At 67.8% G+C, this 21,632-nt stretch carries 22 protein-coding genes and 2 pseudogenes; 10 read left to right on the forward strand and 14 right to left on the reverse strand.

From position 1 onward, the window contains the following. Positions 1 to 191 precede the first annotated feature (191 nt). From R2B38_RS26445 to R2B38_RS26465, 5 genes and pseudogenes are all read right to left on the reverse strand, one after another. Entirely contained in the window at positions 192 to 500 is a 309-nt protein-coding gene (locus R2B38_RS26445) for a hypothetical protein (protein WP_318018466.1), read from the reverse strand. A 35-nt stretch (positions 501 to 535) separates the two neighbouring features. Then, complete coding sequence (locus R2B38_RS26450; RefSeq protein WP_318018467.1) at positions 536 to 1,753, reverse strand: threonine/serine dehydratase; 1,218 nt, start codon at positions 1,751 to 1,753, stop codon at positions 536 to 538. Positions 1,754 to 1,797: 44 nt separating this feature from the next. Then, entirely contained in the window at positions 1,798 to 2,397 is a 600-nt protein-coding gene (locus R2B38_RS26455) for a hypothetical protein (protein WP_318018468.1), read from the reverse strand. Next, complete coding sequence (locus tag R2B38_RS26460; protein ID WP_318018469.1) at positions 2,394 to 2,927, reverse strand: DUF4291 domain-containing protein; 534 nt, start codon at positions 2,925 to 2,927, stop codon at positions 2,394 to 2,396. The genes R2B38_RS26455 and R2B38_RS26460 overlap by 4 nt, the downstream gene beginning before the upstream one ends. Before the next feature lie 157 nt (positions 2,928 to 3,084). Then, positions 3,085 to 3,252, reverse strand: a pseudogene (locus R2B38_RS26465) (transposase); the annotation flags it as partial. 269 nt (positions 3,253 to 3,521) lie between these two features. On the opposite strand from R2B38_RS26465, the gene R2B38_RS26470 reads away from it, so the two are divergent. Next, the gene (locus R2B38_RS26470) at positions 3,522 to 4,292 is read left to right on the forward strand and encodes a hypothetical protein (RefSeq protein WP_318018470.1); all 771 of its coding nucleotides are present in this window, start codon (positions 3,522 to 3,524) and stop codon (positions 4,290 to 4,292) included. Positions 4,293 to 4,299: 7 nt separating this feature from the next. Here R2B38_RS26470 and R2B38_RS26475 read toward each other — a convergent pair whose 3' ends face one another. Then, positions 4,300 to 5,316 (reverse strand): GDP-mannose 4,6-dehydratase, encoded by a 1,017-nt coding sequence (locus R2B38_RS26475; RefSeq protein WP_318018471.1) that lies wholly within the window; start codon positions 5,314 to 5,316, stop codon positions 4,300 to 4,302. 1,099 nt (positions 5,317 to 6,415) lie between these two features. On the opposite strand from R2B38_RS26475, the gene R2B38_RS26480 reads away from it, so the two are divergent. The 3 genes from R2B38_RS26480 to R2B38_RS26490 all read left to right on the forward strand — a co-directional run bounded on the left by R2B38_RS26480 (position 6,416) and on the right by R2B38_RS26490 (position 7,803). Next, entirely contained in the window at positions 6,416 to 6,613 is a 198-nt protein-coding gene (locus tag R2B38_RS26480) for a hypothetical protein (RefSeq protein ID WP_318018472.1), read from the forward strand. A gap of 229 nt (positions 6,614 to 6,842) precedes the next feature. After that, positions 6,843 to 7,130 (forward strand): hypothetical protein, encoded by a 288-nt coding sequence (locus R2B38_RS26485; protein WP_318018473.1) that lies wholly within the window; start codon positions 6,843 to 6,845, stop codon positions 7,128 to 7,130. A 49-nt stretch (positions 7,131 to 7,179) separates the two neighbouring features. Continuing rightward, positions 7,180 to 7,803 carry a hypothetical protein gene (locus tag R2B38_RS26490; protein ID WP_318018474.1) on the forward strand — a complete coding sequence of 208 codons (624 nt, stop codon included), beginning with the start codon at positions 7,180 to 7,182 and terminating at the stop codon, positions 7,801 to 7,803. Positions 7,804 to 7,923: 120 nt separating this feature from the next. Here the strand turns inward: R2B38_RS26490 and R2B38_RS26495 are convergent. Together R2B38_RS26495 and R2B38_RS26500 are read right to left on the reverse strand one after the other, a co-directional pair. Beyond that, positions 7,924 to 8,082, reverse strand: a pseudogene (locus tag R2B38_RS26495) (DUF4291 family protein); the annotation flags it as partial. 148 nt (positions 8,083 to 8,230) lie between these two features. Then, positions 8,231 to 8,680 carry a DUF4304 domain-containing protein gene (locus R2B38_RS26500; RefSeq protein ID WP_318018475.1) on the reverse strand — a complete coding sequence of 150 codons (450 nt, stop codon included), beginning with the start codon at positions 8,678 to 8,680 and terminating at the stop codon, positions 8,231 to 8,233. Positions 8,681 to 9,090: 410 nt separating this feature from the next. Between R2B38_RS26500 and R2B38_RS26505 the strand changes: the two genes are divergently transcribed. From R2B38_RS26505 to R2B38_RS26515, 3 genes are all read left to right on the forward strand, one after another. Further along, complete coding sequence (locus R2B38_RS26505) at positions 9,091 to 10,872, forward strand: PA14 domain-containing protein (RefSeq protein WP_318018476.1); 1,782 nt, start codon at positions 9,091 to 9,093, stop codon at positions 10,870 to 10,872. 226 nt (positions 10,873 to 11,098) lie between these two features. After that, a complete protein-coding gene (locus R2B38_RS26510) occupies positions 11,099 to 11,791 on the forward strand; it encodes a hypothetical protein (RefSeq protein ID WP_318018477.1) in 693 nt (230 codons plus the stop codon). A gap of 152 nt (positions 11,792 to 11,943) precedes the next feature. Beyond that, entirely contained in the window at positions 11,944 to 13,038 is a 1,095-nt protein-coding gene (locus R2B38_RS26515; RefSeq protein WP_318018478.1) for a hypothetical protein, read from the forward strand. A 793-nt stretch (positions 13,039 to 13,831) separates the two neighbouring features. On the opposite strand, the gene R2B38_RS26520 is transcribed toward R2B38_RS26515, so the two are convergent. Continuing rightward, positions 13,832 to 14,425 carry a DUF4291 domain-containing protein gene (locus R2B38_RS26520; RefSeq protein WP_318018479.1) on the reverse strand — a complete coding sequence of 198 codons (594 nt, stop codon included), beginning with the start codon at positions 14,423 to 14,425 and terminating at the stop codon, positions 13,832 to 13,834. A gap of 106 nt (positions 14,426 to 14,531) precedes the next feature. Between R2B38_RS26520 and R2B38_RS26525 the strand changes: the two genes are divergently transcribed. After that, on the forward strand, positions 14,532 to 15,194 hold the full coding sequence (locus R2B38_RS26525; RefSeq protein ID WP_411978583.1) for a hypothetical protein: 663 nt from the start codon (positions 14,532 to 14,534) through the stop codon (positions 15,192 to 15,194). A 61-nt stretch (positions 15,195 to 15,255) separates the two neighbouring features. Here R2B38_RS26525 and msrA read toward each other — a convergent pair whose 3' ends face one another. Next, a complete protein-coding gene (gene msrA / locus R2B38_RS26530) occupies positions 15,256 to 15,972 on the reverse strand; it encodes a peptide-methionine (S)-S-oxide reductase MsrA (RefSeq protein WP_318018481.1) in 717 nt (238 codons plus the stop codon). Positions 15,973 to 16,071: 99 nt separating this feature from the next. Continuing rightward, positions 16,072 to 17,190 carry a hypothetical protein gene (locus R2B38_RS26535; protein ID WP_318018482.1) on the reverse strand — a complete coding sequence of 373 codons (1,119 nt, stop codon included), beginning with the start codon at positions 17,188 to 17,190 and terminating at the stop codon, positions 16,072 to 16,074. 315 nt (positions 17,191 to 17,505) lie between these two features. On the opposite strand from R2B38_RS26535, the gene R2B38_RS26540 reads away from it, so the two are divergent. Then, positions 17,506 to 18,660 (forward strand): cystathionine gamma-synthase, encoded by a 1,155-nt coding sequence (locus R2B38_RS26540; RefSeq protein ID WP_318018483.1) that lies wholly within the window; start codon positions 17,506 to 17,508, stop codon positions 18,658 to 18,660. 11 nt (positions 18,661 to 18,671) lie between these two features. Here the strand turns inward: R2B38_RS26540 and R2B38_RS26545 are convergent, their stop codons facing one another. The 3 genes from R2B38_RS26545 to R2B38_RS26555 form a co-directional block, all read right to left on the reverse strand. Next, positions 18,672 to 18,920 carry a hypothetical protein gene (locus R2B38_RS26545; RefSeq protein WP_318018484.1) on the reverse strand — a complete coding sequence of 83 codons (249 nt, stop codon included), beginning with the start codon at positions 18,918 to 18,920 and terminating at the stop codon, positions 18,672 to 18,674. Positions 18,921 to 18,954: 34 nt separating this feature from the next. Beyond that, positions 18,955 to 19,458 (reverse strand): sigma factor-like helix-turn-helix DNA-binding protein, encoded by a 504-nt coding sequence (locus R2B38_RS26550; protein WP_318018485.1) that lies wholly within the window; start codon positions 19,456 to 19,458, stop codon positions 18,955 to 18,957. Positions 19,459 to 19,606: 148 nt separating this feature from the next. Then, positions 19,607 to 20,104, reverse strand: coding sequence for a MarR family winged helix-turn-helix transcriptional regulator (locus R2B38_RS26555; protein WP_033285243.1), 498 nt, complete (start codon positions 20,102 to 20,104; stop codon positions 19,607 to 19,609). A 163-nt stretch (positions 20,105 to 20,267) separates the two neighbouring features. On the opposite strand from R2B38_RS26555, the gene ilvA reads away from it, so the two are divergent. Continuing rightward, on the forward strand, positions 20,268 to 21,497 hold the full coding sequence (gene ilvA / locus R2B38_RS26560) for a threonine ammonia-lyase (RefSeq protein WP_318018486.1): 1,230 nt from the start codon (positions 20,268 to 20,270) through the stop codon (positions 21,495 to 21,497). The last annotated feature ends 135 nt before the right edge of the window (positions 21,498 to 21,632 follow it).

Raw genomic sequence — 21,632 nt, forward strand, 5'->3', positions numbered from 1 at the left:
GTAGTGCGCGACGAATCAGCATGTGCGGGATCGTAGGGCGGGGAGGGCGCGGCCGCCGGTCTCTCTGAACGAGGCCGAAATGCTTGACACGTGGCGTTTTGGCGGGGTCGGGGTCGGGGGCTGCGTGGACGAGTCAGGTCCTGAACTCCGGGGGATACGTCCGGGGATACGGAGGACGGACGCGCGACTTGTCACACGAGGCGTTCGTCCCGGACGGTCCAGCCCGCGCCCAGTTCGCCGCGCAGCGCCTCCAGCGCGGTGTCCGACTGCTGCGTGAACAGCCGCAGTTCCTCGTCCGGCCACGGGGACGGGTCCGGCGGACAGTCCCAGTCGATCGACGACTGGTACCACTCGCTCAGTCGCGCCAGCTCGGCCTGGAGGGCCGGGGTGATCGGCAGGCGCTCCAGCTCGCAGGGACAGCCGTAAGGGCTGTCCATGTCGTCGGGCCACAACGGAACGTCTACGCCGGCCTCGAAGAAGAAGCGCAGGGAATGGATCACGCCGCACCCTTTCACGACGCCTCTGAGTAACGGGGTCAGACCCCGTGCGGGAGGCCTGCCGCGCCGACCCAGCGGCGATAGGCGTCCCCGTCGACGTTGCCGCCGCACACGATGGTCACCACATGCCGGCCGGCGAAACGGTCGCGGTCTTCCAGGATCGCCGCGATGCCGAGCGCGGCCGACGGTTCGACGACGAGGCCGGCGTGGTCGAGGAGCATCCGCATCCCGGCGATGATCGACGCCTCCCGGACGAGGACGGCGTCGTCGGCGACCAGGAGGAGATCGTCCAGGACGGCCGGGATGGGGCGCCGCCCGGCGACGCCGTCGGCGATGGTGTCGGTCGAGTCGGTGGTGACGACGCGCCGCTCGTGCCACGAGCGGGTCAACGCCGGTGCGCCCAGCGGCTGGACGCAGATCACCTCGACACCGGGCGCGAGGGCCTTCAGCACATGACCGACGCCGGTGGCCAGCGCCCCGCCCCCGAGAGCGATCAGGACGGCGTCGAACGGGGGCGCGGGGTCCGGCAGTTCGGCCTGTACGGCCCGGTCGGCCCGTTCGGTGGGGGCAGTGAGGGTGGTCAGGTCGGTGGGGGTGGTCGGGCCGGTCAGGTGGGTGAGGTCGGTGGGGGTGGTGGGGGCGGTGAGGTCCTTGGGGGCGGTCACGTCGGTCAGCTGGGTGGAGGCGGTCAGGTCGGTGAAGTCGGCCAGGTCAGCCCGTCTCGCCTGTGCTTCCGGTTTCGCCCGTTCCCGCGCTTCCACCAGTTCCAGGCCGATGGTGGCCGCGCCCTCGCAGGTCTCGACGTCGAGGCTGTCCTCGACCAGCCGGATGCCGTCGTACCGTGCGATGGCGGCCGCCCGCTCGCGCGCCAACTCGTGGTCGCCGTCCACCAGTTCCAGCCCGGCGCCCAACGCCCGGATGCGATCCAGCTTGGCCGCCGTCGCGAACCGTGACGCCACGACGGTCACGTCGAGCCCCCGGCCACGCCCGGACCAGGCGAGGGCCTGGCCGAGGTTGCCCGCGCTCGCGCACACCACGGCCCGCGGACCGTGCTCGGCGAGCAGACTCGCGACCACCTCGGTGCCACGCCCCTTGAAACTGCGCACCGGGTTCGCCGTCTCGAGCTTGATGCTCACCGCACACCCGAGACCGGGCTCCAACGCCTCGCAGCGGTACAGCGGAGTGCCGAGGAACACCGGGTCGATCACCCGGCGGGCGGCCCGGATCCGACCGGTGTCGAGACGCGTCTGCTGCACGACAGGGGAGCGTAGCGGCACCGGCCCTGCCACCGGTCGTTCCGTCAGAGCCCGGACGGCCGGCTGGACAGCCAGTCGGTGTGCCTCGCGCGCAGGAGGTCCCGTTCCGCGGACGTGGTGAGGATGACGTCGGCGCCACCGTCGTAGGGGTGGTGGATGCGCTGAAGGCCGGTGTCGGAGACGAACACTCCGGCGAGCGTGTCGTCCGCGACGGCGCGCAGCAGTTCGTCGAAGCGGCCGTGTCGCCAAGGGCGCCGGTCGGCGTAGAGGCGGGTGTGGGTGTGTAACTCCGGGTCGGGGTCGTCCTCGTCCGACTCGGTCCACCAGTGGACGCCGCCGGGGTGCAGGGTCCGGCGCGGTTCCGGGTGGCGGGCGGGCCCGGCCGGGGTGTCCGACCAGTCCACGGTCACCACGAACACCTCCGTGCCGGTGAACAACTCGTCGAGGACGGTGTTGTACCGGTGCAGCACGATCGCGTACTCGTCCTCCCCCTCCGGGTACCGCTTCGAGCCGGGAAGACTGTGAAACCGCACCCAGCGGTCCGCATACGTACCGCGGAACGTGTGCGCGACGGGCGGACCCGCAGACCGCCGCTCCCGCCACAGCGCCGCGAGCGGCGTCGGTACGTCGTCGCCCGTGCTCATCCGTCATCCCGCAGGTGGGCGACGAGTCCGTCGCCCAGTGGGTAGGGGCGTTCCCGGGGCAGGAGTCGGGCGGCGGACTCCGGGTCATCGCCGCTGACGAGGGCCCGGATCTCGTGGGCGAGCGGTGTCACGTCGCGGACGGCGACCGTCCACTCGTCGGCGTAGCGGCGCACGGCCTCACCGGACAGCCCGAGCTGCAGGGCACGGTGGGGCAGCGGCCGCAGGCGCAGATCCCGCTCGGGATCCCACCGCACCCGAGCGGGCGCACGCTTCAACTGACGCTGCCAGGCGGCTCGGTCGGGGCGCACCCCACTGACGGGCACCCCACTGACGTAACTCGACAGGCACGCGTGCCGCAGTGCCCACTCGAAGCCGTCCCGCGTGATCTCGACAGCGAGGACGGTCTCCTGGCCTGCCTTCGCACCCCGGCTGCGGCGGTACGTCATCCACAGGAACGACGGCTTGATCCATGTCGAGCCGCGTTCACAACCCTTTGCGCAGAGAGATTCCGTTTGGCTCGGTGGATCCACTTCCTCAGCAGTTCCCCTCCTGGTGACGGAGATTGAACTGCACGGTCGGCCGGGCAGGACCAGGCGTGTTCCGGGCTGACCCGTGATCCACGACCGGTTGTGGGTCTGAGCAGGGTTCAGTCCCTCATCTCATCGGCAAGGAGAGCGCTCAGAGGTCCTAACAAAGGCGTTGGACGTGGTGGTGGGTGATGAGCCAGGTGGCGAGGCCGAGGAAGGCTTCGTGGATGTCGTCGCGTCGTTCCCAGCGGATCCGCAGGCAGCGGAAGCCGTGCAGCCAGGCGATGGTGCGTTCGACCACGTAACGCAAGATGCCGAGGCCGGAGCCGCTGGGTCGAGCAACGGTCATCGCGAGGAAGACCTGCGATGTGACGGAGCAACGTGCCCAAGCTTTGACGGAAGGGCAAGAGCGACATTCACGCCCTACCCGGCCGCTCACGCCCTAAGCTATAGCGGACCAGAGCGTCAGACGATACAAGTGTGCAACCCTCTTGAATTCGATTTCACCCAGGCTAGATCACTTCGGAATCCAGTGATCTCAATCCGACTCGCGCGGTTCCACCGACTAAACCTCTCGGTTACACGGACAGGTGATTCATGATAGTACCCGTCGCCGACTTGTCAATTAATCTGCTCGCCACAGGTCTCGGCGCCGTAGCGGCCCACAGCACCCAGCACGTGCGGGCGAATATGCGGAAACAGGCTACGAGAAAAAGGATCGGCGACTTTTTCGGCAGGGCGGGCGAAAAGATTCTCGTGGTCCACTCGTCTATCTACGACGAGCCAGAACGCGCCTACAACTACCCGGCCACCGACACTCGGTCAGCACGCATTCTTGCACAGTTCTTCGAGGAGTCGAATCTCCGAGAAGGGCTGGACTTCACCATTATCCCCGACCGCAGAGTGGTATCGGAATCCATGCTCCGCGACAATAATGTGGTCGCTCTATGTGGTCCCGCCCGCAACTCATGCTACCGGAGATTGGCTTCAGCTCCGTCCTCTATGAGATACGAGTTGACAGAAAATCCCAATCCCAACGGGCGCGGGAATTTACTCAGAGACAATCTGAGGAATACGAGGATCTACTCCTCTCGACAAGACGTCTCCGAGCGCGGAGTCACCGAGGATTCACACTTCGACTACGGCCTTGTTGCATCATTGCCGAACCTTCGAAATCCTTCGAAGAGGCTGGTCCTATTGGCGGGAATTCATGGCAGCGGTACCGTTGCCGCCACACAATTCGTTGCCAATTCTGAAAACCTGAGGCTATTGCAGCACAGGCAGCAGGCGGGCGTCATCTGTGAAGTTTTGCACGTAAAATACCTAGAAGAAGATCCCGAGACGCCGATCGACGTCAGGCTGGCGTAGCTCTGGCTTAATCCGTGCGAAAAGAATTCAGAATGATGCCCGCAGCTCGGCGAAGCGCCGGGCTATTAGGGCGGATTTCGGCCAGCAGCATCTCTCGCACGAGTTCGGCGAAAGGAATCTTGGGCTGCCATGTGAGCTTTCGATAGGCTTCCTCGGCGTCGCCGCACAAGTCGGGAGGATCCGACGGCCGGAAGAATTCCTGATCAGATACAACGTAATCACGCCAGTCTTCACCGACTAGCGCAAACCCGCTAGCCGCAAACTCTTTGACACTGTGGCTTTCCCCCGTGGCGATAACAAACTCTTCCGGGTGTTCTTGTTGCAACATCAGCCACATTGCCTCAACGTATTCCTTGGCGTGCCCCCAGTCGCGCCTCGCAGCAAGATTCCCAAGTCTCAATTCTGCACTGTCGCCAGATACTATCTGTGCGATTCCGCGTGCAATCTTCCTACTAACGAACTCTTCACGTCGACGAGGGGACTCATGATTGAACAAGATTCCCGCACAGGCGTAGCAAGAGTGCTTCTGTCGAAATTCGATCAAAAACTCATGAGCTTCAAGCTTGGCCTCGGCATACGGACTGAGCGGATTGAAGTCACTCCGCTCCGTCTGAGGAGCCGGTGAATCACCAAACATTTCCGAAGTGGATGCCTGGAAAATTCTGGCTACGGGATGGATATCCAGCGAAATCTCAAGCAAATCTTTGATCGCCAGTGCAGTATCAGCCGTGACCTTTGGTTGTTGAAATGAGACCCCGACGTGACTTTGCGCTGCAAGGTTATAGATTTCATCCGGCTTGCTGGAGGAAATCAGCCGGGCCATGAAGTCGCGATCGCACACATCGCCGAGTTCGAGAAGAACTCGCGATCGAAGAGGATTGCCGGCCAGCCTTATCTGGAGCTGTCGCATCCGTTCTGAGTGATTGTCGAAACCGATAATAAAATACCCCTTGGATAGCAGGAGCTCGGTCAGGTAGGAGCCATCCTGGCCGGCGATTCCGGTAATAAGAGCCACTTGCTTCACGTTCTCATCACCTATTTCAGGTATCGAGTATGGGACCGAAGCGCAAGGTCAATACTAGCCCTTCAACTGGCAGTGACTGCTAGTGCTGTAGATCGCGCAGGGCAGGAAAATCGCATCGTTTCCCAGGCAGATGCGACGGACTACGGGACCCTGAAGAGACCCCTTTCGTCACGGACGCCTCACCGCTCCCGAGGAACGGCGCGGATCTACAACAGTGTCCGGATCTACCAACGGAAGGGACTGTCGACGTACAGAGGCTGGTCAACGCGGCTTGATGACCCCTGTCAAGCCATGCTTGTAGACCTTTCACTGCACCGCCGTAGGGCGATGCCCGTCAGATGGGAACTGACGCACGATTGTCGGGGAAGATGCGTGCATGGCTGATCACTCTTGGGGGATGTCTCCCATGACGCTCTTGACTCACGAGTGGGCGTTCATGCTCTGCGGTGGCACGGCGGTCACAGAGAGCTTCACCTTCGGAAGCGTCATTGTGGTCATGGGCGATGCCGGGACGCTGATCATCGTGGAAGCCGGGGATGCACTCGACAGGAGTTGCGCATGGAATGCCGACGAGGTCCGTCTGCTGGGCCCTGCGCCGACGCCCGTCAGGAAGCGGCTCGTGGAAGAACTCTGGGAGCGGGGCGCAGATGACACGAAGTTGCCGATTGATCTGACGGTCCGGAACTCGGAGGGCCTCGTGTATCCGGGCACCGGATCCGTGATCCAGGCCGGTACAGTACTCCGCCCAGGCTCCGACGAAAACGTTCTCACCGACTGCGTCCTTCGGCTCGCTTCACCGCTGAGGAAGCCCGACTTGGGTCGCGTCCGCCCTCCCCATACCGTCAGCGGCTCTCCCCAACCTCGAATAGCGCGGACAGGTGAATGGCGACTGGGCCAGTGCGCTCGAACAGTTCATCACCGACTGACATCCCGCCATGTCTGAGACTGCCGAGCCGCCGTCGGTACTGGCAGCTGTCCCGGATCTGCCGACTGGACTCACCCAGCTCTCCCGGCTGGCACAGTACCGCCCATGCTGCCTGGGAGTTCAGAACTGAATTCTTCCCGTGCCCAAGCATCAGACCGACCCCCCGGGGGGGAGATGCTCGTCTTCGGCGAGGAGAACCAGGGAGGGCTCCTCTGGTCGCTGCTGTGTACGCTCGACGGCCCGGGCGCCGATCCGACTGTCTGGTTCCGTGAAGACGACAACGGTTTCAGAGCCTGGGCCGACGCCACCCACCGCAACGCTCTCGCTCCATTGGAGAAGGCCCCAATCGAGTGGGACCGATTCGACGACTGACATCGCGATACCGGGCTGTTGGATTCATCGCGGACGCAGGCACTGGTCTGTGAACGCGGCATGATCATCCATGCCAAACCGCGTTCGTACTCCTTTTTTGAACCGACTCAACTGTCCTGCCCGACGTGGAGCGGCTGGTTCTCACAGTTCGGGTGCAAGGGAGCGGCGGTAGCGTGCTTTGGGCGCCGGACACTGGGAGGGGCAAAGAGTGACCAAGGTGTGGTGGCTCATGCGCGGAGACGTTCGGGTCGGTGAGCTTCGCGAGTACGGGATCGACCAGCCGACGTTCTTGTGCCGTTTCGAGCCTGGGCCGGGCTGGGAGGGTGTCAGCGCGCTGTTCGAGGCGTGGGCGGCAGTGCGGGACCCTGATCCGGACGGGAATCGGCATGCGGAGGCAATCCGCCCCCTGATGGATCTGGGACTGACCCTGCACCCGTCGGACGGGGGAGCGCCGCTGGGTTGCTTCAGAGACTGCATCCTGCGCATCGACGGGGACATGGCCCGCCTCCGCTACTGACCGGCGCTGTTCGCACCCGACCGCGCGAGCGCTGTTAAGGTGCGGCGCCGTGAGCACAGATATCCATGGAGGCATCGAGTTTCGCCATCCCGGCGTCGGTACCGACTACTACGACGGCGAGCCATGGGTGGCCGCCATGGATCTCTGGCCGCTGTACGACGAAACCGACTACGCGGCCTTCGGCTGCCTCTTCGGAGTGCGCAACTACGCGGGCTTCCAGCCACTTGCACCGGACCGTGGCCTTCCCGTCGATCTGTCGAGCGGGATGCGCTCGCAGTTGGGTCCTTGGGTCGCATCGGACGGCCTGCACAGCGCCAGTTGGGTCAGCTGGGCGGAGCTGGCCACGATCGATCTTATGGCAACCCCGCATGAATTCAACGGCCGACTGACGTGGCGCACGAAGGCGCTGCCATCGATCCTGCATCAGCATCCGGTTTCCGACTCGCGGCTGCTTGAGGCCTTGTCCGTGGTGGGTGAACCACCAACCGACCTGCGCGACGCGACGGAACGCGTGGAGTGGGTTAACGGCGAACTGACCTGCGCCTACGAGCCGTTGACGGTCGGCGCGATCCTGGGGCCTGAGACTCACTGGCCGCATGTCTTCGCTGTGATGAAGGCCCTGGCAGGCCGCTTCGGCGACGAAGGTGTTCGCCTGGTCGTGGCCTTCGACTGAGTGCCTGGAGCCCGTCCCTCACCACGCAGGAGAACCCTGTCGGACCCGGCTTACGAGCCACCTCGCTGCCCTTCAGGCGTCCAGCCGGTTGCTCGCCGGGTAGGCCGCCGTCTGTGAACGAGGCTTGATGACCCATGTCATCCGGTCCCGCTTCCACGAGGCCGGAAAGCGCCCCTCACGGGCGGCGGCCAGGCCGATCTCCGGGGCGTACGCCTGGTAGACGGTGATCGTCGTGGACTCCGAGTGGACCGCACGGATTCCGCGCAGCGGTTCTTCCATGGCGTACAGGGTGGAGGCCGGGCGGCCCGCGCAGCCACCGGTTTTCGACGGCCGCTCACCCGCGACCGCCGTCTGCCGCGGCGGCAGGCGCCCCGCCGCAGCGCCACTCGCCGGTCAGCTCAGCAACTCGCCCGCCCAGCCCGGTACTTCACGAACGCCGGCGCTCCCGGATCGCCGGCAGCGCGTACTCCGTCACCGCGCTGATGACTCCACGGGCGACGGGTTCCGGGTCGGTCGTGGGCGAGATGGTCCACCAGGTGTCGCGGTTCGCGGGGAGGAGGCGGCCTATGCGGCTGTGCCAGGCGGCGGGGCCGTAGACGGTGTTCGGGCTGGGGCGGGCGGGGAGGTGCGGCTCGCGTCTGCGGGCCTGGGCCCAGCCGAGTTTGTCGGCCACGGTGACGTTGAGGGTGAACTCGACCTGCCCCGCCGTGTTGTGCGCGGACTTCTGGAAGCCGATGAGGGCCCAGGTCTCGAGATGGGGGAGTTCGTACGTCTGCCCCGAACCCTTGAAGCCGAGCGCGCGCAGCCCGGGAGCGATCCGTGCGCGCATCAGCGCGGTGAACGCCTGCTGCGCGGTGGGCGCGGAGCCGTCAGCCATCGGAGGGCGCTACGACGGTCGGGCGGGACACTCCGGTCCCGGCGGGCCTGTGCTGCCGTATGACCCATCGGTCGCGGCCGGCTGGTGAGTGAAGCAAACCGTCATCCCCGTAGGTGGGCAATAAGTTCGTCTCCGACAGGATATGGGTGTTCCTGTGGCAACAGCCGGGCGAGGAGGCCTGGTTGCCTCAGCCGGCGCGGGCCCGGCTGTCGCGAACAGGCGGGTCCGTCGGCCGCAGTTGAGGCGAAGCGGCGCAAATCGACGCGGTCGGCCGACGCCCTGTCATCGAAAGCGACAAGAAACCGTTCTGCCGTACAACCACAGGCTGCTCTCGTGAATCCCCCTTCCCGGTAGGACTGCCCGCCGGGCAGCCATGTGTCCAAAAAGCCGCGTGTCCAAAAGGGGACTCAGTGAGCAGTGTCGGAAGATCCCGTCTGGCCGCCGCGACCGCGGCGGTGACCGTGCTGACGGGCGGTCTCGCCGCGGTGGCCACCTCGCCGGCGTCGGCGGCGGCCTGCACGGCGAACGCCTACACCCGGCAGGTCTTCGCGAACACCGCCTTCTCGGGTGCGGCGAAGCGCACGGACTGCGATACGGCGATCAGCGAGAACTGGGGCGCCAACTCGCCCGGCGTCTCCGGCGTCGGCAAGGACAACTTCGGCGTCCGCTGGACCGTGACCCGCGACTTCGGCTCCGGCGGGCCTTTCGCGTTCGCCGCGTCCGGCCAGGACGGCATCCGCGTCTACCTCGACGGCGTACGCGAGATCGACCTGTGGAAGAACGGCACCAACACCGTCTCCAGGACCGTCAACCTGACCATCCCCAAGGGCACGCACACCCTCCGCGTCGACTACGTCAACTGGACCGGCTCCGCCGCCGTCAAGTTCGCCTACACGCCCGGCGGTTCGGGCCCTGACAACGTCGCCCCGCTCGCGCCCACCGGGACGAAGGTGGCGTACGACGAGGCCGCCGGCTCCGCCACCGTCACCTGGGCGCCCAACAAGGAGATGGATCTCGCCGCTTACCCGTATCAGGTCTACCGACAGGTCGCGGACGGCGGTTGGATCTCCATGGGGCCGACCGACAAGACCACCTGGACCGACCCCGACGTGGCAACCGACGGCAGGCCCCGCCAGTACGTCGTCCAGGCCACCGACCGCGTGGGGAACGTGTCCGGGCGGACCCCCGTCCTGACGGTCACCCCGCCCGACACCATCGTTCCGACGGCCCCCGTCCTCGCCGTGTCCCACAGGTCGGGCACGGCCAGCTCCCTCAACGTCAGCTGGTACCAGCCCAGCGAAGGCACCCTGAACGAGCTGCGCACCGGCGGCACCCTCAAGCTCTACCGCTCCACCGGCGACATCCTCGGCGACGACCCCGCGCTCCTCGTCACGGTGACGGCGGCCTCACCGTCGATCGACACCTTCACGGACGCGCTGCCGGCGTTCGACGGCACCACCTACACCTACGCGGCCGTGGTCACCGACGCCGCCAGCAACGTGTCCCCGATGTCGGAGCCGGTCACGGTGACCCCCGACAGCGTTCCCCCGCCCGCGCTCACCGGCCTGACCGCGACCCCGCGTGCGGACGGCACCGTGCTGAGCTGGGACGCTCCCGCCGAGAGCGGCCTGCGGTACGTCGCCGCCCGCGTCGTCCAGCGGCCCGACGGCAGCATCCACTACGACTCCACCGGGTGCGGCGACGCCGGGTCGACGTTCCCGGACCGGGACGTACCGAACGCGCTGCTGTGCGCGGGGCCCCCGGACGGCGAGACGGTGACCTTCTTCGTCGCGGCGCTCGACCGCTGGGACAACCACATCCCCTGGGCCGACGCCACCACGGTCACGATCACCGAACCCGACAACAGGCCCGACGAAGCCCGCGGCGAGAACACCGGCCCGCTCACCATCACCAACCCCGCTACCGTGGGCACCGTCGGATACATCCAGTGGACCTGCGACGACGAGACCCTCTGCGGCACCATCACCGAGTACCACCTGGACAAGTGGAACCCGACCACCCGGGCCTACGAACGAGTCAGCAAGGTCGCGAGCTCCAAGGGCCCCCTCTTCAAGGCCTACGTGCCGTTGGTCCTCGGCGACACGACGTACTTCCGGATCACCGGAGTCCTCGCCGACGGTACGACCGGCGCGGTGACGTACGGCGCCGGAGCCTACGGCCGCTCACTGTGAGGCCCGGGGACCGTCCCCACGGCTGAGCGCTACGCCTGCCCGAACCCGGTCGGGCAGGACACTCCGGTCCCGGCGAGCCTGCCGTGCCGTGTGACCCATTGCGCTTCAACGCTCGGAAGCATCAACGGCGTCCCTGCGGCGGAGTTGCCTTCCACGCTTGGTCGACGTAGACCGAAGAGCACTGCAGAGCTTGGGAGTTCAGGTGTGGAACGACTTCAATGGAGCCGTGACTACGGCTCCGGCGGACCGCACCGCCATCATCGCTGAACGGGTCTTGCTCAACGACATCATGGCGAAACTCTGCCAGCGCAGGCCGGTCTTCCACTCCGAAGCCGACCTTCAACACAGTTTCGCCCGGGTGCTCTGGGAGTCGGCGTCGGACGTGCACTCCAGGCTTGAGGTGCCGCAGCGAGTGGCGGGCAAGACCGAATACCTGGACCTTCTGTGCCTCGGTCCTGAGAGTCGCACCGCGATCGAATTCAAGTACTTCACCCGAAGCTGGACGGGCACGACCGGTGCTCCGGCCGAGGACTACGCGCTGAAGGCGCATGGCGCCACCGACCTCGCGCGTCTGCACTTCGTCCGGGACATAGCGAGGCTGGAGCGCTTCTGCCGGCGGCGCGACCAGAACGGTCTCGCCCTGATGCTGACCAACGAGGCGTCACTATGGACTCCGCCAGGCCCCGGCCGCAGACGTACTCGGGATGACGACTTCCGCATTCATCACGGGCGGGCGCTCGCCGGGACTCTGCTCTGGGCCGAGGGAACCTACGAGCCGAACACATGCAGCCTGCGAGGTACATACGACCTCACGTGGGAGACCTACTCAGAGCAGGGCGGAGCAGGCGGAGAGTTTCGCTACTTGGCGGTATTTGTCGGTCCGTCGGCTACCGGAGCGGGCGAAGCCGGAGGCGCGTAGCCCGTTAGTGGATCACTCCGCGAAGCGCAGCGAGTAGTCACGGAAGTGTGCGCGACCGCCGTGGTGGCGCGCAGCCCCAAGGGGGACGAAAAACAGGTTGGCCGGTCGCCGTCGAGCTGTGAGGATGCACCTGTTTCCCAAGCGGAGGACATTTGCTCGTCTTTGTGTGTGCCGGGTGTGACGCGAGACTGACCACTCCTTTGTCCCAGGTCGCCCTGCCGCCTCACGCCCATCAGAAGTACGGGAACGGGATTCAGCTCCCGGTACTCATGGAGTCGGGCACGTTCGCCGTGGATCCTGAGCCCTGGGGGCCGCCGTGGCGGGCGTGGAAGGATATCGATCCGGGCGAGGCGGCAGCCCGCGGCATCTACGCGCCGGTCCACGCCCTGTCCGACGGTGCCCCCGGCGCGATAGTCATCTCACCCGGAGACGCCCGAGGCACCCTGTTGGTCCCAGAGAAGGGCGGCGGCTACTGCTGCGGCCTCGACGGGGCGGACGGCCCCAACATGGCCTGCGAGTCGTGCGGCCTGGCCGTGGCGAGCCGGATCGACGACTGCTCGCTGTGGCAGGCGGTGTGGTTCGCCCCGAACGCCGTGCGCCGCCTGCTCGTCGACGCAGACGACGGACCGCTCCCATGGGGGGAGTTGGCGGCGGAGGGAAAGGGCACGCCACCGTTCGAGCCGATCACCAGGTGGGGATCCCGGGCGGGGTCGAACCACTGGTGGTCGTGGAGCCCTCAGTGGGAGGCGGCAGCCGGCCGGGCGCTTGCCCACCTGCTGGTGGCCTCGGAAGGCCGGCCCGTGACCGTCCCGGACGGTCTGATCAACGAGGTGTTCCAACGAGCCCTCGACGTCCTGTTGCCTGAGGGCCTGCCGGCGCGGCACGCCGTCCTCGCCGGACCGGGGCTGCCGGTCCCTGATACGGACGCCGACATACTCCTCGTGCCGGACCACCCGCAGACGGGGGAGACCTGGACCCACGCAGGCCCGGCATATGCGGTCCCGCTGCCGTACGGGGTCTGGCTGTGGTTGGCCTCGCCCGAGCCGAACCTGCCCAACCCCGCGTCGGGCTTCATGCCCCACGGCGTCCTCCGCGACAACCCGCCCACGCCGCGCCCCGGTCACCTGTTCCGGGCCGATTCGGGAGCCTTCCAGCACGCGCTGGTCCGGCTGCCGGCCAGTGGCAGCCCGTGGCTGCGCGAGATCCTTGAGAACCTCACGCAGCACATGCGCGCTCGCGTCTTCTAGTCGGCCGGTCGAAGAAAACCCGAGCCTCCCGGCACTGGGAACTATGCGATGAGCCTTGACCGAACGACGCTGCTGCTCAACTCGCCTACGCGCCGTCCCGTACGGGTCCCCTGGCTCCTCGATTCCCGTCTCGGTCGGCCTCCCCTGCCATGTGGCCTGTCGGTCGGCTCCGCGCAGGGCGGGAGTCATTCCGCGGTGCGGTCTCTACCTTGGCGGTATGGACATGGAGAGGGCCGACGTGTGGCTGCGTTACCCGATGGACCTGCGACCGAACAGTGCGTCCCGGCGGGAAGGACGTTGTACCTGGCACGGCGACCGGGAGAGTCCTTGTGCAGAGGAGCCTGTCGTAGTCGTCCAGGATCGGGCTGGACGTCGATGGGCGACGTGCCTTCGGGGCGCGCATGCCGTCGCCGCCGACCGAGGCGTTCCCCTTCCCTCTTACTTGGTCGAGTAGTACGGGTGGGGTTGGCTGCTGGAGCCGTCCGACGGCATGACCGTCGTGTCTCGAAGCGGCGCGCGTGGTCGCGGAGGATTCTGCGCAGTCCGTCTCGCTCGCCGTCACGGTCGCAGAGGAATTCTCCGAGACGCTGGGAAGAGGGCCTCGACAGCGACCCTGTTCTGGTTCTCGTCCAGGCAAGCGGTCAATCATCCGTGGGAGCCGGCGTAAGGCCCGTCGGGCAAGACGCCCCCCCAGTTCGTCCCGAACGGGTCACCTAGCTTGACCCCCGTCCCGGCGAGCCTGTGCTGCCATGTGACCCATCGGTCGCAGCCGGCTGGTGAGTGAAGCAACCCGTCATCCCCGTAGGTGGGCAAGAAGTTCGTCGCCAACAGGATATGGGCGTTCCTGGGGCAACAGCCGGGCCGCGGAGTCCTGTTCGCCGCCGCTGACGAGGGCGTGGATCTCGCGGACGAGCGGGGTCACGTCCTGTAGCGAGACTGTCCATTCGTCCGCGTAACGCCGTACCGCCTCACCGGAGAGGCCGAGTTGCAGCGACCGGTACGGCAGGGGTTGCAGGCGCAGATCCCGTTCGGGGTCCCACTGGACGCGAGCGGGCGCACCCTTCAACTCCCGCTGCCAGGTGGCTCGGTCGGGGTGCACCCCGCGGACGTAGCTCGACAGGCACGCGTGTCGCAGCGCCCACTCGAAACCATCGCGGGTGATCTCCACAGCCAGGATGGTTTCCTGCCCTGCTTTCGTGCCCCAGCCGCAGCGGTACATCATCCACAGGAACGACGGCTTGATCCACGTCATCCGGTCCCGCTTCCACGTGGCGGGGAAGCTGCCCTCGCGGGCGGCATGCCGCCCGATTTCAGGGGGATACGCCTGGTAGACGGTGATCGTGGATTCCGAGTGGACCGCACGGATCCGGCGGTGCGGTTCTTCCATGGCGTACAGCGTGGGGTCGGCCGGGTCCGGACGGCCACTGATTTTCGACCGCATCGGCAACCGGACGGCCGACAGCCGTGTCGCTGTACCCAGTAGCGTCCCCTTGGTGAATCTTCACCTCATCAACGATGTGCCCGATGGGCTGACCCGAAGAGCGCGGTCCTTTGTCAGTGCGCACGGCGTCAAGGTTGACGTCCAGCCGGTTGCGGAGCACAGACAGTGGTGGCTTGACCGGGAGATCCCGGCTGCGGTGATCGACCGAATGGCGGCTTATCAAGAGCGGTGGGGCGGTCTGCTCCTGCCGCCCGCATCGCGGTACGACGGAGGACCCAAGTACTTCGATCCTGACTCGCCCGAAGGCTCACCGTCCGAAGGGTGGTGGTTCGAAGCAGGCGTGCAGCGGACTGCGGTCCCCTACTCATTCATGATCGGACCGGCCGGTGAGTTCGGTATCCACGCAGAGCGGTGGACGCCTCTTCACGCAACGGTTGAGGGATGGGTGGAGTCGATAGCGCTGACCCACCACGCATCCACGTGGGCGAAGCACATCACCAAGGTCACCGGCGACGACGTCGATCGCATCGCGCTGGACGCCTACGAGCCGGTGCGAGAGGTGAGGGGGTTGGCCGACACCTGGTGGCGGGGAAGGGACTCGCTGGCGGCGATCTATTCCGGGGAGGCTGAATGCCTCTCCTTTCCCAGGGGGCGTACAGCGCTCATCTACTCCGGCCTTGACGAGTGGGGGCTGCATGGGGGAGTTGGGCCGTAACGCCGTGTGATGTGCCAGTGCCGCGGCCGTCCGCTTCACGTATCAGGGCTTGTGCCGCTGGCTACTTCTCCGTTGCCTCCGGCGCGGGCGTGATGCCCGTCGGGCAAGTCGCCCCCGAGTTCATCCCGAACGGGGTACTTAGCTTGACCCCCGTCCCGCCGATCCCGCAGTAGCCCGCCGGATTCTTGTCGAGGTACTGCTGGTGGTACCCCTCGGCCGGATAGAACACCCGGCCCTCCGCCGGGAGTATCTCCGTGCTGATCGTGCCGTAGCGCGCCCCCGTGAGGACCTGCTGGTAGGCCGTGCGGGAGGCGTCCGCCGCGGCTGCCTGCTCGGGGGTGTGGGTGTAGATCGCCGAACGGTACTGCGTGCCCACGTCGTTGCCCTGGCGGAAGCCCTGGGTCGGGTTGTGCGACTCCCAGAACGTCTTCAGCAGCCTCGCGTACGAGATCAGCTTCGGGTCGTGGACGACACGGACCACCTCCGTGTGCCCGGTCAGGCCCGAACAGACCTCCTCGTACGTGGGGTTCTCGGTGTACCCGCCCTGGTAACCGACCAACGTCGTCCACACGCCCACCGGCAGCCGCCAGAACGTGCGCTCCGCACCCCAGAAGCACCCCATCGCGAAGTCAGCGACCTGCAAGTGCTCCGGGTACGGACCGAGCAACGGGCCGCCGAGCACGGTGTGACGATCGGGAACCGTGAACACCGGCTTCGGCCGGCCCTGCAAAGCCTGTTCGGCAGTGGGCAGTTGGGGCGTACGGCTGTGCAGGAACATACGATCTCCAATCGGGCCACAACAAGGGTCCGCACCCGCTGAACGGGCGAGCCCCGCCGGGAATTCCGCCTTCCTTACGACGGCACCCGCCCCCCACGCTCAGTGCGGCAGGCTCGCCGGACTTCCGCCGTTCGCCTCGTACCCGGCCACCGCCAGCGCCCGGTAGACCGCGAACTCCGCCGCCGGGTCCGGGGACAGGGTCCAGGGAAGGGCCCCGACATGGCCGTCGATGTGTATGAGCTGGTTCATCGCCTCGGACCAGCGTTCCGCGCGGACCAGGAAGAAGACCAGGAGATGGCGGACGTGCGCCAGCATCGGGTCGTCGGGGCGGGCCGCGTGGACGGCGAAGAGCGCGCCGTGGATCGCCTTCTCCACGACCTCGCTCTGGTAGAAGCTGTTCACCAGGTTCACCTCGGGGAGGTGCTCGAAGACCGCGAAGAGCGGCATCGCGGCGAGCAGGGAGCCCTGCGGGGCGCGCGCGGCGGCCGCCTCCGCGAACGAGTTCGCCAGCTCGCGCGACCCGTGCCACTTCTCGCACCAGTAGTGCAGCGCCGCCAGATGCGCCCCCATGTGAGCCGGAGCGCGGTCCAGGACCTTCAGCCACAGCTGCTCGAACTCCGGCTGCGGATACGTCAGTCCGCGGGCCACCGACAGCTCGACGATGTACGGCACCGGGTCACCGGGGGACAGGAGCGCCGCCTGTCCGCAGGCGTCCCGCGCCTCCTCCATGATGATCCGGAACTCGTCCGTCCCCCGCGTCGACGTACGCCACGCCTGCTGCACCAGGAACTCCGCGTGGACGGCCGCGCCGCCCGCGTCCTTCGGGTGCTCCAGCCGCCACACCCGCAGCCACTGCCCGCCCGGCGTCTCGCTGACCCCGCCGGGCCGCTGCTGCAGCTCCAGCGACGCGGCACCCGCGAAGGCCTGGACACGCTGCCAGCGCAGCTCACCCGCGATGTCGGTGCCGGCCAGCAACTGCATCGCCGCGCGGTAGTCCTGCGTGCGCTGCACCAGGTCGAGGACGTCCAGCAGGTCCTGGTCGGGGCCGGGCATGCGGATGTCCAGCTCCTCCTCGCGCACGAAGCCGTAGGTCGCCGGGTCCGCGGCGTCCGGGTGGCCCGGCGAGACCTGCTCGATCGCCCCGCGCCTGCGCCGCAGGAACGGGACCAGCACGAAGCCCAGCATGACCAGCGCCATCAGGACCCAGAGAATCTCCATGCCACAAGCGAACCAGACGCGTCCGACAATTGGCCAACCCGGTCCGCCGCCCTGTGGAAAACCATCGCAGGCCCCGCCTCCTGGTCCTGTGGACAACCGCTGTCGGTCAGCCTCTGCGGCTCGGTGGACAACCGCTGTCGGCCGGCCTCTGCGGCTCGGTGGACAACCTCTGCCGCCCAGCTCCTGCGGCTCTGTGGAAAACTTCCGCAGCCCGGCCCCCGCGACTCTGTGGAAGATCTCCGCCGCCCGCCCCCGCGGCCCTGTGAAAAGCTCCGGATCGTCGTCCACCCCGCAGGCGCACTACGCTCGGGGCTCATGAGCGACAGGCACATCAGTCAGCACTTCGAGACCCTCGCGATCCACGCGGGCAACACCGCCGATCCCCTGACCGGCGCGGTCGTCCCGCCGATCTACCAGGTCTCGACCTACAAGCAGGACGGCGTCGGCGGTCTGCGCGGCGGCTACGAGTACAGCCGTAGCGCCAACCCCACCAGGACCGCCCTGGAAGAGAACCTCGCCGCCCTGGAGGGCGGCCGCCGCGGCCTCGCGTTCGCGTCCGGACTGGCGGCCGAGGACTGCCTGTTGCGTACGCTGCTGAGCCCCGGCGACCACGTCGTCATCCCGAACGACGCGTACGGCGGCACGTTCCGCCTCTTCGCGAAGGTCGTCTCCCGGTGGGGCGTCGAGTGGTCGGTCGCCGACACCAGCGACCCGGCGGCGGTACGGGCGGCCATCACCCCGAAGACGAAGGTCGTCTGGGTCGAGACCCCCTCGAACCCGCTGCTCGGCATCACCGACATCGCGGTCGTCGCGCAGATCGCCCGGGACGCGGGCGCCAAGCTGGTCGTCGACAACACCTTCGCGACGCCGTACCTCCAGCAGCCGCTGGCCCTCGGCGCGGACGTCGTCGTGCACTCCCTGACGAAGTACATGGGCGGTCACTCGGACGTGGTCGGCGGCGCGCTGATCGCGGCCGACGAGGCGGTCGGCGACGAACTGGCGTACCACCAGAACGCGATGGGCGCGGTCGCCGGGCCCTTCGACTCCTGGCTGGTGCTGCGCGGCGCCAAGACGCTGTCGGTGCGCATGGACCGGCACAGCGAGAACGCCACCAAGATCGCCGACATGCTCACCCGGCACGCACGCGTGACGCGCGTTCTCTACCCGGGCCTCCCGGACCACCCCGGTCACGAGGTCGCCGCCAAGCAGATGCGGGCCTTCGGCGGCATGGTCTCCTTCCAGGTCGAGGGCGGCGAGGAGGCGGCCGTCGAGGTCTGCAACCGCGCCAAGGTGTTCACGCTCGGCGAGTCCCTGGGCGGCGTCGAGTCCCTGATCGAGCACCCGGGACGCATGACGCACGCCTCCGTGGCCGGCTCGGCCCTGGAGGTCCCCGGCGACCTCGTACGCCTCTCCGTGGGCATCGAGAACGTGCAGGACCTCCTGGAGGACCTGCAGCAGGCCCTGGGCTAGCCCGGCCGCTCTCACCAACCCGTCAGCGGTGGAGTCGTCTCCGACGGCGGCTCCACCCAGGGATGCACCATCAGCGCCCACACGGTGAACGCCACGACCGCCGACCACAGCAGCACCCACATCAGCCGCCGGGCGGCCCGCCTGTGGCGCAGCATCCGGCCGCCGCGCCGCACGACCTCCGCGTACAGCTCCGGCGGTACCTGCGGCGGGGTCCGCTCCATGATCCGCCGTACGGCCGCCTCCCGCTCGGGCCTGTTCACGCGCGCGTACCCCCGCTCCACGGCCTTCCGGGCCTCATGACGGCACCACCTTGGCCCCGGCCACCTTCGGGGCCGGACCGCGCGGCGGGTGCAACAGTGTCGCCGTCGCCCGCTCGCAGATCGTCCGGACCCGTTCCGTGGGCAGCCCGAGCAGCGCGGCGGCCTGTTCCTCGGCGACCCCCTCGTACAACCTGAGGACGAGGATCAGCCGCTCCTGGGGCACGAGCGCGCCCAGCGGGCTGTCGGGGTGGGGGCGGCCCCGGCCGAGACCGCCGTACTGGTGCCAGGCCGCGCGGGCGAAGCGGGTGGCCAGGTACTGGCGGGCGCGGTCGTACGGGTCCTCACCGCGCAGCCGGTCCCAGCTCGCGTACGTGTGTGCCAGGGACAGCGTCAACAGGCGCCGCGCGCGCGGGTTGTCGTCCGGGGCCTCCGCGGTCAGCAGCGTGGCGGCATGCAGCAGCCGCCCTGCCGCGCCCGCGACGAACGCCTCGAACTCCCGGGCCCGGCGGGCGCCTTGGGACGCCTGCCGTTCTCGCACCGCGCAGCCTCCCCCCTGAAGGACCCGGTCTCATCTGAGGCCAGGGCCGTCGCGAGGTCAAGAGGTCGGTACGAAAGGCGGGAGTCGGGCATCACGCGCGTGTGCCCGCGCCCCGCGGAAAACCGAGCCCCTGAAGAGCCCGCGTCCTTCAGGAAGCCGACGGCGTCTCGGTGCCCGGGACCGCCATCCGCGCGGAGAGGGCGCTGTTGAAGCGTGTGAGGAGCGCGCAGAACACCTCGCGCTCCTCCGGCGCCCAGTCGTGTGTCAGCTCGTCCATCAACTGACGCCTGGACGACCGCACTTCCTCCAGCCGCGACTGCCCGCGCGGGGACAGCTGCAGTACCACCGCGCGGCCGTCCTCGGGGTGCGAGGTGCGCTTGACGAGCCCGGTGTCGACGAGCGGCGCCACCTGCCGGGTGACCGTCGAGGAGTCGATCCCCATGCTCGCGGCGAGCGCCTTGACGCCCATCGGACCTTCCTTGTCCAGGCGGTTGAGCAGCAGATACGCGGCGCGGTCCATGGAGTTGCGCACCTGTCCGACTCCGCCGAGCCGGGTCTGTTCGGCACGGCGCGCGAACACCGCCACCTCGTGCTGCAGCGTGTCGAGGAGACCGGGTTCACCGACGGTCGTCATGTCCATCGACATTTCAGGTGTTGTGGGCATGGCCGGGGGCTCGCTTCATGAAGGGGGTGCTGGGTTGGGGGACAGGGTACGCGGCCGGAAGGCAGGCCGTACCGGCGCTGCGCAAACCAGTCTCGGAGGTTGGTCACAGCCGTGGCGTGTGCCTGTGAACTGCGATGCTTGAGTCATGAGCTACAGCACGGCTGACTCCTTGCGACCCGTCACCCTCGACGATGTGCGCGGCGCCCAGAAGATGCTCACGGGCGTGGCGCGGGTGACCGCGATGGAAGGCAGCAGGCACCTCACCCAGCTCGTCGGCTCGCCGGTGCACTTCAAGTGCGAGAACCTCCAGCGGACCGGCTCCTTCAAACTCCGCGGCGCCTACGTCCGTATCGCCGGACTGCTCCCCGAGGAGCGCGCCGCCGGTGTCGTCGCCGCGAGCGCCGGCAACCACGCCCAGGGCGTAGCCCTCGCCTCCGCACTCCTGGGCGTGCGCTCCACGGTGTTCATGCCCAAGGGCGCGCCCCTGCCGAAGATCAGCGCCACCAAGGAGTACGGCGCCGAGGTGCGCCTGCACGGCCACGTGGTCGACGAGACGCTCGCCGCCGCGCAGGAGTACGCCCGTGAGACGGGCGCGGTGTTCATCCACCCCTTCGACCACCCCGACATCATCGCGGGCCAGGGCACGGTCGGCCTGGAGATCCTGGACCAGTGCCCCGAGGTGCGCACGATCGTCGTCGGGATCGGCGGCGGAGGACTCGCGGCCGGTCTGGCGGTCGCCGTGAAGGCGCTGCGGCCCGACGTGCGGATCGTGGGTGTCCAGGCGGCGGGCGCGGCCGCGTTCCCGCCCTCGCTGGCGGCCGGACGCCCGGTGGCGATCCAGAACCCGGCGACGATGGCCGACGGCATCAAGGTCGGGTGCCCCGGCGAGGTGCCGTTCGGGATCGTCGCCGAGTTGGTGGACGAGGTCCGCACGGTCAGCGAGGACGAGCTGTCCGCCGCGCTGCTGCTCTGCCTGGAGCGGGCCAAGCTGGTCGTCGAACCGGCCGGTGCCAGCCCGGTGGCGGCGCTGCTGAGCGATCCGAAGGGCTTCGAGGGACCGGTCGTCGCGCTGCTGTCCGGCGGGAACGTCGACCCGCTGCTGCTCAACCGCATCCTGCGCCACGGCATGTCCGCGCAGGGCCGCTACCTCGCCGTGACACTGCGGCTGACGGACCGGCCGGGCGCCCTCGCGACGCTTCTCGGGGTGTTGTCAGTGGTCGACGCTAACGTCCTCGATGTGAGCCACGTCCGGACCGATCCGCGGCTCGGGCTCACGGAGGCGGAGGTCGAGCTGCATCTGGAGACGAAGGGTCCGGTGCACTGCGCCGAGGTCGGCCACGCCCTGCGCGAGGCGGGCTACACGGTCATCGACTGAGGTCGGAGCACGCGTCGACCGAGGTCGGAGCCCGTTCCCCATCCGTCCCCTCACCTGTCCCGTCACTCGTTCGAGAAAATCCGTTGAGACTCGCGATACATCGCGTTATGGTGTGTCTCGTGTCGCCCGCGGGCA

It is taken from the genome of Streptomyces sp. N50 (genome assembly GCF_033335955.1).
Classification (GTDB): domain Bacteria; phylum Actinomycetota; class Actinomycetes; order Streptomycetales; family Streptomycetaceae; genus Streptomyces.

Excerpts from the sequence above, each read along its gene's own strand:
- R2B38_RS26455 (WP_318018468.1), bottom strand. The coding sequence starts at position 2,397 with ATGAGCACGGGCGACGACGTACCGACGCCGCTCGCGGCGCTGTGGCGG.
- R2B38_RS26470 (WP_318018470.1), top strand. The coding sequence starts at position 3,522 with ATGATAGTACCCGTCGCCGACTTGTCAATTAATCTGCTCGCCACAGGT.
- R2B38_RS26480 (WP_318018472.1), top strand. The coding sequence starts at position 6,416 with ATGCTCGTCTTCGGCGAGGAGAACCAGGGAGGGCTCCTCTGGTCGCTG.
- R2B38_RS26485 (WP_318018473.1), top strand. The coding sequence starts at position 6,843 with ATGCGCGGAGACGTTCGGGTCGGTGAGCTTCGCGAGTACGGGATCGAC.
- R2B38_RS26500 (WP_318018475.1), bottom strand. The coding sequence starts at position 8,680 with ATGGCTGACGGCTCCGCGCCCACCGCGCAGCAGGCGTTCACCGCGCTG.
- R2B38_RS26520 (WP_318018479.1), bottom strand. The coding sequence starts at position 14,425 with ATGGAAGAACCGCACCGCCGGATCCGTGCGGTCCACTCGGAATCCACG.
- msrA (WP_318018481.1), bottom strand. The coding sequence starts at position 15,972 with ATGTTCCTGCACAGCCGTACGCCCCAACTGCCCACTGCCGAACAGGCT.
- R2B38_RS26535 (WP_318018482.1), bottom strand. The coding sequence starts at position 17,190 with ATGGAGATTCTCTGGGTCCTGATGGCGCTGGTCATGCTGGGCTTCGTG.
- R2B38_RS26540 (WP_318018483.1), top strand. The coding sequence starts at position 17,506 with ATGAGCGACAGGCACATCAGTCAGCACTTCGAGACCCTCGCGATCCAC.
- R2B38_RS26555 (WP_033285243.1), bottom strand. The coding sequence starts at position 20,104 with ATGTCGATGGACATGACGACCGTCGGTGAACCCGGTCTCCTCGACACG.
- ilvA (WP_318018486.1), top strand. The coding sequence starts at position 20,268 with ATGAGCTACAGCACGGCTGACTCCTTGCGACCCGTCACCCTCGACGAT.